This is a genomic window from Streptomyces sp. NPDC046465, assembly GCF_040646035.1.
Taxonomy (GTDB): Bacteria; Actinomycetota; Actinomycetes; order Streptomycetales; family Streptomycetaceae; genus Streptomyces.
On sequence record NZ_JBEYZK010000019.1, the window covers coordinates 174,284 to 186,209 of the forward strand.

General features: G+C 69.0%; 11 protein-coding genes. 2 read left to right on the forward strand and 9 right to left on the reverse strand.

Annotated elements, in window-relative coordinates; genetic code table 11:
- Positions 1–70: 70 nt before the first annotated feature.
- Positions 71–1,723 (forward strand): BCCT family transporter, encoded by a 1,653-nt coding sequence (locus ABZ953_RS28440; protein WP_361729282.1) that lies wholly within the window; start codon positions 71–73, stop codon positions 1,721–1,723.
- Between the two features lie 44 nt (positions 1,724–1,767).
- Here the strand turns inward: ABZ953_RS28440 and ABZ953_RS28445 are convergent, their stop codons facing one another.
- On the reverse strand, positions 1,768–2,337 hold the full coding sequence (locus ABZ953_RS28445) for a CGNR zinc finger domain-containing protein (RefSeq protein ID WP_361729285.1): 570 nt from the start codon (positions 2,335–2,337) through the stop codon (positions 1,768–1,770).
- A gap of 112 nt (positions 2,338–2,449) precedes the next feature.
- Between ABZ953_RS28445 and ABZ953_RS28450 the strand changes: the two genes are divergently transcribed.
- Positions 2,450–3,088, forward strand: a complete 639-nt coding sequence (locus tag ABZ953_RS28450; protein ID WP_361729288.1) for a LysE family translocator — start codon at positions 2,450–2,452, stop codon at positions 3,086–3,088.
- 60 nt (positions 3,089–3,148) lie between these two features.
- Here the strand turns inward: ABZ953_RS28450 and ABZ953_RS28455 are convergent, their stop codons facing one another.
- The 8 genes from ABZ953_RS28455 to ABZ953_RS28490 all read right to left on the reverse strand — a co-directional run bounded on the left by ABZ953_RS28455 (position 3,149) and on the right by ABZ953_RS28490 (position 11,914).
- Positions 3,149–3,790: a class I SAM-dependent methyltransferase gene (locus ABZ953_RS28455; protein WP_361729291.1), complete on the reverse strand. Its 642-nt coding sequence runs from the start codon at positions 3,788–3,790 to the stop codon at positions 3,149–3,151.
- Between the two features lie 66 nt (positions 3,791–3,856).
- Positions 3,857–6,400: a RiPP maturation radical SAM C-methyltransferase gene (locus ABZ953_RS28460; protein ID WP_361729294.1), complete on the reverse strand. Its 2,544-nt coding sequence runs from the start codon at positions 6,398–6,400 to the stop codon at positions 3,857–3,859.
- A gap of 12 nt (positions 6,401–6,412) precedes the next feature.
- The gene (locus ABZ953_RS28465; protein WP_361729297.1) at positions 6,413–8,389 is read right to left on the reverse strand and encodes a radical SAM protein; all 1,977 of its coding nucleotides are present in this window, start codon (positions 8,387–8,389) and stop codon (positions 6,413–6,415) included.
- A gap of 185 nt (positions 8,390–8,574) precedes the next feature.
- On the reverse strand, positions 8,575–8,724 hold the full coding sequence (locus ABZ953_RS28470; protein ID WP_361729300.1) for a hypothetical protein: 150 nt from the start codon (positions 8,722–8,724) through the stop codon (positions 8,575–8,577).
- A 117-nt stretch (positions 8,725–8,841) separates the two neighbouring features.
- Entirely contained in the window at positions 8,842–9,429 is a 588-nt protein-coding gene (locus ABZ953_RS28475; protein ID WP_361729303.1) for a cupin, read from the reverse strand.
- Positions 9,430–9,439: 10 nt separating this feature from the next.
- Positions 9,440–10,483: an HAD-IIIC family phosphatase gene (locus ABZ953_RS28480; RefSeq protein WP_361729306.1), complete on the reverse strand. Its 1,044-nt coding sequence runs from the start codon at positions 10,481–10,483 to the stop codon at positions 9,440–9,442.
- A complete protein-coding gene (locus tag ABZ953_RS28485) occupies positions 10,473–11,663 on the reverse strand; it encodes an acyl-CoA dehydrogenase family protein (protein WP_361729309.1) in 1,191 nt (396 codons plus the stop codon). Before ABZ953_RS28485 ends, ABZ953_RS28480 begins: the two co-directional genes overlap by 11 nt.
- Positions 11,660–11,914: an acyl carrier protein gene (locus ABZ953_RS28490; protein ID WP_361729312.1), complete on the reverse strand. Its 255-nt coding sequence runs from the start codon at positions 11,912–11,914 to the stop codon at positions 11,660–11,662. The genes ABZ953_RS28485 and ABZ953_RS28490 overlap by 4 nt, the downstream gene beginning before the upstream one ends.
- Positions 11,915–11,926 lie beyond the last annotated feature (12 nt).

An 11,926-nucleotide genomic window follows, 5' to 3' on the forward strand; every position in this document is an offset into this window, starting at 1 on the left:
CGTGCGCCCTGCACCGCGCCCTGCACCGCGCCCTGCCCTCGTGTGCGAATCCCCCTCAGCAAGGAACCTCATGTCGACTTCCCCTGCCCCCACCGTCGCACCCACCGACGGCGAGCCCGCCGCGGACGACGACGAAGGGGGCCATACGGCGCCCGCCGCGGCTCCCGGAACCCGCGGGCGCACCGACCTGCCGGTCCTTGCCGTCAGCGGCGGGCTGCTCACCGCGTTCGTCCTGGCCGCGCTGATCGCGCCCACGGCCACGGGCGACGCCGTGAACGCCGTCTTCACCTTCGTCGCGCGGTGGTTCGGCCCGCTGTGGCAGGTGCTGCTGCTCGCGACGTTCGGCGTCGCGCTGTGGCTGGGCTTCTCCCGGTACGGGAAGGTGCGGCTCGGCGGCGCCGGGGAGCGCCCGGAGTACGGCAGGTTCCAGTGGATCGCGATGATCATGTCGACACTGCTCGCGGGCGGCGGCGTCTTCTTCGCGGCGGGCGAGCCCGTGACGCACTACGTCGACACTCCCCCCTTCTACGACGGCGTCAGGAGTGGCACCCAGGAGGCGACCGACGCGGCGCTCTCCCAGAGCTTCGCCCACTGGGGCTTCCTCGCCTGGGCCGTCCTCGGAACGCTCGCCTCGATCGTGATGATCCGCGGCCAGGAACGCGGCATGCCGCTGCGCCCGCGGACGCTCCTCCACCCGTTCCTCGGCGAGCGCATCCGGCACTCCCGCCTGGGGGCCGCGGTCGACATCGTCTGCGTCATCGCGGTGGTGGCCGGGACCGTGGGCCCGATCGGCTTCCTCGGCCTCCAGGTCTCCTACGGGCTCTCCGAGGTGTTCGGCATCTCCGGCGGCTACCCCGTACAGCTCGGCGTCATCGTCCTGCTGACCGTCGTCGCCGTCCTCTCCGTCGCCAGCGGCGTCGACCGCGGCATCCAGTTCTTCAGCAAGGCCAACATCTGGCTCGCGGTCGCCCTGATGGCCGTCTTCCTGGTCCTCGGCTCGCTCGGCTTCGTGCTCGACTCGTTCCTGGGCGGCTTCGGCCAGTACGCGCGGGACTTCGTGCCGCTGGCCCTCAACCGGGGCGACCACGCGTGGCTGGGCTCCTGGACGGTCTTCTTCTTCGGCTGGTTCCTCGGCTACGGGCCGCTGATGTCCATCTTCGTGGCCCGCATCTCCAAGGGCCGCACGCTGCGCGACCTGGTGGTCTCCACCGCGATCATCCCTCCGCTGGCCACCATGTTCTGGTTCACGGTGTTCGGCGGCACCGGCATCTTCCTGGAACAGCGCGACCCCGGCTCGATCTCGGGCCCGCTGAAGTCGGTCGGCATGGATGCCGCGGTCATCTCCATGGCGCAGCGGCTCCCGATGGGCGCGGTGGTCGCGGTCGCGCTGCTGCTGCTGACGATCACCTTCGTGGTGACGACCACCGACTCGATGTCGTACAGCATCGCCGCGGCGGGCACGACGTCGGGCGAACCGACGCGCACGGTACGGGTGTTCTGGGCCCTGCTGATGGGTGCGGCGGCCGCGGTACTGATCCTGGTCGGCGACGGCGGCATCACGGCACTGCAGTCGTTCATCGTGGTCACGGCGGTACCGGTGGGCTTCATCATGCTGCCGACGCTGTGGACGGCGCCCCGCGTTGCGCGGGAGATGGCCCTGGAACAGGGCGTCATCGCACCGGACCAGCCGGACCAGCCGGTACGGCCTGATCGGACCACCTGAACCGAACCGAAACGGACAGCCGCAGGGCGGCTGCCACCGACCGCTCAGCCGGCGGCAGCCGCCCTGCGGCTGCGGAACGCCGCCACCCGTGCCCGGTTCTGACAGGTCACCGAGCAGAATCGGCGTCGGCCGCCGGGTGACTGGTCGATGTAGACGTCGGCGCAGTGGCCGCCGGTGCAGATGCCGATACGCGCGAACCCGTGGTCGGCGAGGTACTGGCGCAGAGTGACCGCCGCCACCGCGACCAGGGCGTGCCCGGCGTCGTCGACCCTCCAGGCGGTGCGCAGCGTGCCGGAGTCCCCGTCCCCGCCCCCGTCCCCGGCCTCCATGACGGGGCGGACGCCGCTGTCGGCCAGCACACGCGTCAGGCGCCGCGCGCACGCCTCGGCGTCCCGGGCGGAGAAGACCTCGTGCAGGCGGTCCGCCGCGCGGGCGAGCAGCTCCGGGGTGAGCGCGGCACGCAGGCGCGCGGGCAGGCCGAGGCGCGCCGCGATGTCGGCGACGGGCCGGTGAGGGGCGTCCCCCCGGCCGTCGTCCTGGCGCGGCAGCGTCCCCCATCCGTTGACGAGCTCCGTCACCAGCTCGATGGGGATCGCGGTGAGAGTGACTGCCATGCGTCCCAGCGTAACGCGTTGAAAGCCGCCATTGCGTTGCAGCGACCCTGATGGGCGGGTAACGTACTGCACCAGCTCTACGCGTTACATCATCCGAACGCCGGGGGTTGGCATGCTGGACCTCACTCTCCTGTCGGCCTACCTGGCGGCGGCCGCGATCATCACCGTCGCGCCGGGGCCCGACGCCGCGTACATCGTGGCCGTGGCCCTGCAACGCGGCCCGCGCGCCGGTCTGCTCTCCGCCATGGGCATGGCCCTGGGCATGGTCGTGCATGTGACGGCCGCCGCGCTCGGCCTCGCCGTCCTGCTGCGCTCGACACCCGCCGCGCTGCTGCTTGTGGAACTGATCGGCGGCCTCTACCTCGGATGGCTGGCGGTGACCACGATCCGTTCGGCCAGGGAAACGCCGACGACGGCTCCGGAGACGCCGCCCGAGCGCCAGGTCCTGCGCCGTGCGGTCCTCACCAATCTGCTCAACCCGAAGATCGTGCTGTTCTTCGCCGCTTTCCTGCCCCGGTTCACCAGCCCCGAACACGGCCCGCTCTGGCTCCAGTTGCTCGCCCTCGGCCTGATATTCCTGGTGATGGGACTCGCCTGGGACAGCACGATCGGGCTGTTCGCAGGCCGACTCGGCCAGGGACTGGTCCGGGGGCGCCGCACAGCCGTGACGGTGAACCTGGCCGCCGGAGTCACCTTCGCCGCCCTCGCGGCGCTGCTGCTGGAGGACGTGCTGGCGGCCGCGGTGACGTGACCCGGCTCATCGTGGCGTGACTCAGTCGCGTGACTCAGTGGCGTGACTCAGTCGCATGACTCAGACCTCCCTTCTGCGGAGCACGGCGTACCGAGCGGGCCAGTCCGTGACTCCCGGCCGGCGGCCGAAATCAGCGATCCGAAGGTCGACCACGGTGAACCACGTGTCCACCGCTTCGAGGAAGGTTTCCTCCGTGGTCCAGGAGGGGCCGCTGGACTGGTCCAGGGCTTCCTCCTCGCTGAGTGCGGCGGCCCCGACGTGTATCCACAGTCCGCCGGGGCGGCACAACCGGGCCATTGACCCGGCGAACGTCCGGCGCTCACGGTCGGTGGGGCAGGTGTGCAGTACGCCGCGGTCCAGGACCACCGGGAACGGGTCCCGGGGCGCGTGGGCGGTGACGTCGAGGACCTCGTACCGCACCGTTGAACCTGGCGGTGTGCGGCGCCGGGCCGCTGTGATCGCCCGGGTCGAGAAGTCGCAGGCCGTCACGGTGTAGGAGCGGTCGGCGAGCCACCGGGCCGTGGTGCCCAGGCCGCAGCCGACGTCCATGACGGGGGTCGGGGGCGGGGCGTGCTCGGCGAGGAGTTCACCGAGCACCGGTGGTGGTTCCTCGTCCCATCCAGCGGTCGCGGAGTCGTACGTCCGGTCCCATTCGGCCGCGCTGAGGGAACGCGGCGGCGAGGCGGCTTCGCCATGAGGCATGGTCGTCGATTCCTCTCGGTGGTGTGTTCCGTTCGGTGATGTGCTCCGATCGGTGGTGTGTTCCGTTCACCCCACGACCGGCCAGCGGGTGATGCGCGAGGGCAGCCACCACAGCAGGGAGCCGACCTGGTGGACCAGGCCCGACCTCGTGAACGCTTCTATTTCTCTCTGCCGGAAGGCCGCGACAGGGGCGCCGTCCAGCAGTGCCGCCAGCTTCCCTTTGTGCACCTTGCGCATGATGACGCGCCGTTGTCTTCCGTGGCGCACGTCGGTGACTTCGACGAAACCCATGCCGCGCCGGTAGCCGCACTTGTTCATGTGGAACGTGGTGCGCCACTGATCGAGGACGGCTTCGCCATCGGGACCGGCCAGCGAAAGCGGCGGGTACAGGTGGCTGAACAGCCGCCATTGGCCGATCTCGGCGCCGAGGTCCAGGTCCCAGTCGACGGAGAGGCCGTGCCCTGTCGACTCCCGTACGTGGGTGAGCCCTCGGACCGCCTGCCGGTCGCTTTCGAGACCGTCCTGGCCGAGGATCACGGGCTCGGGGAGGGCCACGTGTCGGGTGCCCCGCGTGACCAGGTCCGACACGGTTCGGACAGCGGTGTCCGCGTACGCGGCCTCTCCCAGGTAGATGCCGTCCCTCGCACGCGCCTCTTCGTCGCGCTCCCGCCAGCACCGGAGCGCCGTCGACGCGCTCGCTTCCGGTACTCGGCCCGCCGAACCGTGGAGCAGTGCGGGCACCAGCGCCGGGCTGCCGTCGTGGGTCACCCAGCGCCTGAGGTCCTGGTTGGCGGCGTGCGGCACGACGTGCACGGTCTGGCCGCCGTCTTCGAAGAGCAGGCCCAGGGTGCGCCAGTCGGCAAGCAGAGCCCGTACGTCCTCCGCAGTCACGTCGTGATCGCCTGCCCGGAGTTTCTTCAGCAGGACATCGCTGGTGCACGGCTGCTCCAGGAGGCGGAAGGCGGCCATCTCCCATGGGTTCTCGATACTCGTCGTCCGCCAGGCGAAGCCCGGCCGGGTGTTGGTGAGGACAATGGAGTCGGTCACGTCGCACTGGGTCAGTCGCCCTCGCGGGAACTCGTGGCGCCAGGTCTCGACGGCCTTGTCCAACCGCTCCGCCTGCGTACTGGAGATGCCCTGGTGCGCCGCGTCGAAGACATAGGCCATGTCGCGGAGTTCGGACTCCGGAAGGTCGTAGACCACCGCGTAGTGCGCGGCAGGCCGGAGGTCGCCGAATCCGAGTTCCGGGCGGTTGAAGTAGGGGCTGAAGCGTTCGATGGCTATGCGGGTGACGCCATTCGGCGGAGCGAGATGGTGGATGGCCGGGAACTGGTCGATCACCGACTCGTAGTCCTCTTCGGTCTCGTCCGGGAAGCCGAAGAGGTAGTTCCAGACGACGCCGAGGCTCACCGACTCGGCGTCCCGCAGCATGCGGACGTTCTGACAGCCGGTCACGCCTTTGTCCATCAGCTTCAGGACACGCCCGTTGAGGCTCTCGATACCGGGCTGCACGTAGTGGATTCCGGCGGCGACGAGGGAACCGAGCTGTTCGCGGCGCATGTTGGACTTGATCTCATAGCTGATGCGCAGGTCGCATTCGGCCTCCGCGAGCCTCGGAACCATCGACCGCAGGTAATTCATGTCGATGATGTTGTCGGCCACGGCGATGTTGAGCACCTGGTAGCGCTCCGTCATGGCGAGAAGTTCGTCGACGAATCTGTCCGGGCTCTTGCTGCGGAACTCCATGAAGGAACCGTTGAGCCCGCAGAAGGTGCAGTGATGCTTCTGGCCCCACCAGCAGCCGCGTGAGCTCTCCGCCACGAGGTGGGGTTCTGCCATGGCCCCGGCACGGGAGGCCGCGTGCTGCTCGAAGTAGTCCGTGTAGTCCGGTGTGACCAGCGCCGACGCGGGCAGCGGAGCCGCGCTCATGGCATTGGCGTGCGACGTTCCGGCTGCGTCGCGCCAGCAGAGTCCGGGCACGTCCGCGGGGCTCGACGCGTCGCGGAGACAGGCGAGGAGCCGCGTGAACGACACCTCGCCCTCACCGCGATTGACATAGTCGACGAACGGAAAGCTGCGATGGAGCGCGGCACCCATGGGGCCGTCGCAATTTCCGCCGCCCAGCACCACACGCACTTCGGGCGCCGTCTTCTTGATGAGTCTGGCCGCGGCGAGCACGGCGCTGTTCTGCGCGAAGGTCGTCGAAAAGCCGACGACGTCGGGGCCTTCGGCGAGAATACGGCTGACGAGGGATTCGATGTACTCGGGCGCCAGCGCGTGCAGTTGTCGTCCTTTGACGAGCATGTCGCCCGGCACGGATTCCGCCACGAGGTCCGCGAATGCGGAGTTGCGCCAGTGCGGGTCGTCGTACAGGGCGGAGGAGAAGATCCACTCGCTGTAGCCGGTGAAGTAGGAGTCCCAGCAGAAGTTGTACTCCTCACGCGTGAGACCCGCTCGCTCGGTGATCCAGTCGAGGTAGTCCAGGTTGGCGTTCACGACGTCGACGCGACTGTCCGGGAACTCGTCCGCGACGCGGCGCTTGAGGATGCCCAGGGCCAGAGAAGGGAAGTCGATCGAGGCCCAGGGCATATTGACCAGGGTGATGTGCACCGTGTGACTCCTTCAGCGTGACGGACGGATGGCCGGTAGCGGTGCGTCACAGACGACACCGGCATCCGCGGCGGCGAGTTTGCCGAGCAGGGAGCGGCCCCGCGCACTGGTCGCGGTCAGCGGCCCGCCGGGCTCGGCGCTGCGGGTCACGTGGTTCTTCGGCAGTGAGTACACCTGTTCCCGTACCGGATCGGCCAGCAGGAAGGAACCACCACCCGGGCCGTGCGGGGCCAGCCCTGCCGGAGCGCACCGGATCCACGGATGCGGGCGCAGCACCATGTGTTTCAGCGGGGACTGCGCCGCGAATTCGGCGGGGTCGGCGGGTTGTTCCGCCGCAGCCGCGGAGACCCGGCGCATTCCGTACTTGAGCCGCTTCAGCATGTCGGGGCGCTCGGGTCCGCCGACGACGGAATGCCGCCTGCCCACCCTGCCGCCCAGGTAGTTGAGTTCGCGGTTGTCGGCGAACGCGTCGGAATCGTCGAGGAGCACGCCGAAGAGTTGTGGGTCGGCTACGAGACGGGTTCCCGGCTCGGCCACCATGAGTTCGAACGCGTCGATGGCGAACTTCTCCCGGTTGCGTTCGAGGAAGCGGAGTGATTCCTCGGACTCCTCGTCGGTCTCGTCCAGGAGGCCGCCCATGACCGACAGGTTGACCTGGATATCCACTGCCGCGAGGTTGTCGAGGATGACCTGGAAGTCGGCGGCACGGACCCCTTTGTCCAGCGTGTCGAGCAGCCGCTGTGTGACGCCCTCGTATCCGACAGCCATCCCCTCACAGCCGAGTTCGGCCAGTTCCTTGCAGAAAGCCGGGTCGAGCAGGATCGGTTCCAGTCGGTTGCGCGTGTTGAAACGGACGTGCAGACCGCTCTCCCGCACCAGGCGCATGGTCCGGGCGAGCAGGCGCAGATTGGTGTTCTCGTCGACCACGGTGACGAAATCGATTCCGGTGCTCTCCACGATCCGCCGTACGGCATCCGCGAGTTGAGCCGGAGAGCCCTGCTGGTAGGCCCCGCGTTCGAGAGACCGGTTGCCGTAGGAACAGAAGATGCAGCGTCCCCAGTAGCAGCCCACGCACGACACCATGGAGAGGACGACGGTGTCATTGAGGTAGGAGTGGACCTTCAACCCGTCGTAGTCGGGCGCGCCGATGTCCTTGAAGCGGAGCGTGGGCAGTCGGCCGGGGGCCGTCGCGCCTTCGGGGCTCAGCCACCTCATCCCCGGCACCTCGGAGCGTGCCGCGTCCCCGGTGACATGCGCCAGCCAGCGCTCCAAGGGCTCTTCGCCCGCCGTGACACAGAGCGCGTCCACCGACGTACGCACCGAGGACGGCGTGGCCAATTCGGCGTGGCGCAGCATGACCTGCTGGCCACCGAGACAGATGGGGAGGTGCGGGTAGCGCAGCCGGATCCACCGGGCGATCAGCAAGGCCGGTGCCAACTGGCTGAAGAACGCCACGGATATGCCGACCGCCCGGGGTGCGGACTCCTCAAGAGCCTCCGTCAGCACATCGTGCAGATTGCGGGTCGCGAAGTCGAGAGAATCGACCCGCGCATCCGACAACCGGAGTACCGCCTGGTCGAGCGAGTCGAAGTCGTCCCACACCTGGGACAGCGCCGAATCGCGCAGCATCAGTTGGGCGGCCTGCCGGGCCAGTCGCACCGCGCGCACGGGGCCGAGGCGGGGCGCCGGGCTCTTCGTCAGGACGAAGCCACGTATCTCGTCGAGATGCTGTAGGGCGGCATCAGCCACCACCGCTCGGTACCAGGCAGGCAGATCCTGCGCCGCGTCCAGGGGATGGGCCTCGTCCAGGGGATGGGCCTGGCGCGCGAGCGCCGGGCCGTCCAGGAGCCGATGGACCAATTCGATGCTCAGATCGACCTGGTGTGCGCTGTAGCCGGACCGGCGGACGTGACCGGCGAGGTAGGGCAGACTCAAATACGGAAAGAGAGTCGCCTCGGTCAGTGGCGGAAAGAGCAGCAAGAGATCCATGCCATCCGTCCTGGTCCGGACAGTGGAGCCGACCGGGTGCGCGAAGTGCTCGAAGACGGTGCCTGCCGACACCACGGCCTCGCGAGGGTCAGGCACCGTGCGCCTGGCGCGAGGCCGCAGTGGCTCGTCAAGCGAGCCGGGCGAGCCGGGCAGACCGGGCGAGCCGGGCAGACCGGGCGGGCCGGTCAGCCCGCCGGTGCGTCCGAGGAACGGTCCGCATTCCTCGCGATGTAGTTGTAGGCCGTGGACGAACCGCTGACCTGCAGTTCATCCATCTCGAGTACCTCTAGTTCACCGAGATCGCCGCCGACCTCTGTGCTCATCTGGATGTCCATGGAACCTCCATACGCGAGTGGAACGTGAGACTGGAGTGCGTTTCTGGGGACTCGGCCCTCGAACAGACTCGCTGCGCTGTTTCATGATGGTCAAGGGTTCAATCGAGCCATGGTCGATCATCCGGCCGACCGCGCCGCTACGAGCCCGTCGAAGTCGGGGAACCGCAGGGCGATGTCACTGCCGGTGAAGTTGCCGATCCAGCCGCTCTCGTCGTGGAAGAAGCGGATGACGGTGAACGAGGGCGCGGCCCCCATGTCGAACCAGTGCTTGGTACCGCGCGGAACCCCCAGCAAATCCCCGGCCTCGCACAGCACGGCGTGCACTTCACTACCGACGTGCAGATAGAAGGCCCCGGCGCCCGCGACGAAGAACCGCACCTCGTCGTCGTCATCGTGCGTGTGCTCGCTGAGGAACTTCTTCCGCTCCGCCTTGGCGGTCAGCCGCCACCCCAGGTCCTTGCGCGGGCGCAGCCCCACGACATCGATGGTGGCGAAACCCTCGGCCGCGGCCAGCCCGTCCACGGCATCCCGGTACGCGCTCAGCACCGCTTCGGGGGCGGGGTCCTCGGGCAGCCCTTCGCGCAGCGGCCACTGCTCGTAGCGAACCCCGGCGGGTGCCAGCGCGGCGGCGATCTCATCGGGGTCGACGGTATGGCGTACGGCGTTGCCGGGTCCGGAATCCGGCCACGTGATCAGCAGTGTCATGGCACGCTCCTCAACGCTTGTCCAATGTGGCGGGCAGCTTCAGGGCAAGGTAGTCGGGGTAGGTGTGCGGCAGGCCGGGTGCCATTTCCAGCACCCGTACGGGGCCGTCGACCTCGGTCTTCTTGAAGCCCGCCAAGCGGTAGACCGTGTACATCGACTTATTGACATCGGTGGGCTTGAAGTCCGCTGTCAGCCGCACCTTCTCGGCCTCGGCCGACTGCGCCAGATAGCGCAGAATGGCGCCGCCGACGTTGCGGCCCATCACGCGGCAGGACATCAGGAACAAGCGGATCCGCCATTCCTCCGCCGTCTTGCCGACCAGGGTGAGGCCGATGGTGCCGTACGTGCCGAAGCGGTCCGTGAGACGGGCGACCAGGAGCGTCTGGTCCGGCCGCTCCATCAGTTCGCGCAGCTCCGACTTGGAGAAGGTCAGCCCCGTGGTGTTGAGCTGGTGGGTTCGCTCGGTGAGTTCGGCGGCGCGCTCCAGATCCTCAGGGGTGGCCACCTCGACCGTGAGGCGCATCTCCAGCGACCTGAGGAACTCGACCTGCGGTCCCGCGAACGACTTCTCGTACTCCCCCCGCTCCGCCGCCTGCAGATACAGCGTGCGGCGGGCGCGCCCGTCCTCGGTCACCGGCCGGGTCAGCTCCGGGCGGTCGAGCAGGTCCGCGGTCTCGGCCGCGTCCACGCACCGCACCCGCGGGTGGACGAACTCGACCTCGGCCCGCTCGAAGGCGGAGTCGTCCACGAACATCACCGTGTCGAGGCCTATGTTGAGGCTCTTCGCGATGCTCTCGACCAGCCCCGACTTCGGCTGCCAGGAGACGTGCGGAACGAGGAAGTAGTGGCGGATGCCCAGTCGTTCGAGCTCGGCGAGGGCGGCCTTCTCGTCGTTCTTGCTGGCGACCGACTGCAGGATGCCGCGCTGGTCGAACGTGTCGATCAGCTCACGGACGCCGGGGCGCAACGTCACTCCGGACCCTTCGGACAGTACGCCGTCCCACACGGTGTCATCGAGGTCCCAGACGACACACTTGACCAGCTCACTCGGCACAGTCGGCTCCAGCTTCGAACGGATATCGCGGATGGCGCCTGCGGACGCGGAAACGCTGCAGGCTCTCCTCGGCAAGGAGGTCCTGCAGCAGCTGCGTGCTTCCCTCGATGATCTGCATCACCCGTGCGTCCCGCACCCAGCGGTCCACCGGGCCGCCGTCCACCATGCCCGCGGCGCCGTGGAGTTGGGCTGCCGCGGCCGACGCCTTGTCGGCCGCACGGGATGCCGCCAGCTTGGCGGTGAGCACGTGTTGGATCAGCCAGTCGTCCTTGGTGTCCATCGCCCGCGCCGCCTGCTCGCACAGGAGCCGCGCCGCCTCGGTGTCGAGCACGGCGTCGCTGACCAGACCGCGGACGAGTTGCAGGTCGATCAACCGCCCGCCGAACTGTTTGCGGCTGCTGGTGTGGCCGAGGACCGCGTCGCAGCAGGCCTCGGCGAGCCCCAGGGACCCGTAGGCGACACAGAGGCGACCCAACGACAGTGCGCTGCCCGCGACTTGGGACACGCCGAAGCCGGGGCGTCCCACCATGCGGTCGGCGGGCACGCGGCAGCCGTCCAGGTACAGGTCGGCCAGCATGGCGCTGCGGAAGCCGCTGGTGGGGCGGCTGGGGACCACCGTGACGCCCGGGTCGTCCCGCTGGACGAGGAAGGCCACGCTGCGGTCGCCGTGCTTGGCGAAGACCAGGAAGCAGTCGGCGAGCTGACCGAACGACAGCCAGCGCTTCGTGCCGTCCAGGCGCCAAACGGTGCCCACGTCTCCCGCTCCGGCGTCCGAGCGTTCCGGCGTCGCCGACGTCCCGACGGCCTGGGCATCGCTGCCCGCGCCGTCCTCGGTGAGACCGAACGCCCCGACGAGTTCACCGGAGGCGAGGCGTGGCAGCAGCCGCTGCCGGGTGGCCTCCGAACCCCAGCGGCTCAGACTGGAGCACACCATTCCGTGCACGGTCAGCAGGCTCTGCAGCGACGCCGACGTACGGGCCACCGCCCGGTTCAGCTCGCCGTACGCCCGGTGGCTCAGTGGCCGCCCCCCGTACTCCGCGGGCACCATCGCGGCCAGCGCGCCGGAGCCGACGATCGCCGCGACGACGTGCGGGGGCACCGTCTTCGCCGCCTCGATCTCGTCGGCAAGCGGCAGCAGCAGTCGCCCCAGCTCGTCCGCGGCCGCCGGCGGCCGGCTCATGCCTGCTTCTCCCGCACGAACCGCACGATGCTGTCCAGCGTGTCGAAGTTCTCGATCTCCAGGTCGTCGTCATCGATGCCGACGCCGAACTCCTTCTCGAGGTGGCTGACGAGCGCCACGGTCGCCAGCGAGCTGAGCACCCCACCGGTGATCAGTTGGATGCCTTCCAGCTCGGCGGGATCGTCCACGTACCGCGACAGGAAGTCGAGGACACGGGACCGGACGGCTGCGTCCTCGTAGACGGCGGTCACTGCAACATCACA

Coding starts and splice junctions, on each gene's coding strand:
- ABZ953_RS28465 (WP_361729297.1), bottom strand. CDS start 8,389: ATGGATCTCTTGCTGCTCTTTCCGCCACTGACCGAGGCGACTCTCTTT.
- ABZ953_RS28485 (WP_361729309.1), bottom strand. CDS start 11,663: ATGAGCCGGCCGCCGGCGGCCGCGGACGAGCTGGGGCGACTGCTGCTG.
- ABZ953_RS28475 (WP_361729303.1), bottom strand. CDS start 9,429: ATGACACTGCTGATCACGTGGCCGGATTCCGGACCCGGCAACGCCGTA.
- ABZ953_RS28450 (WP_361729288.1), top strand. CDS start 2,450: ATGCTGGACCTCACTCTCCTGTCGGCCTACCTGGCGGCGGCCGCGATC.
- ABZ953_RS28455 (WP_361729291.1), bottom strand. CDS start 3,790: ATGCCTCATGGCGAAGCCGCCTCGCCGCCGCGTTCCCTCAGCGCGGCC.
- ABZ953_RS28445 (WP_361729285.1), bottom strand. CDS start 2,337: ATGGCAGTCACTCTCACCGCGATCCCCATCGAGCTGGTGACGGAGCTC.
- ABZ953_RS28470 (WP_361729300.1), bottom strand. CDS start 8,724: ATGGACATCCAGATGAGCACAGAGGTCGGCGGCGATCTCGGTGAACTA.
- ABZ953_RS28440 (WP_361729282.1), top strand. CDS start 71: ATGTCGACTTCCCCTGCCCCCACCGTCGCACCCACCGACGGCGAGCCC.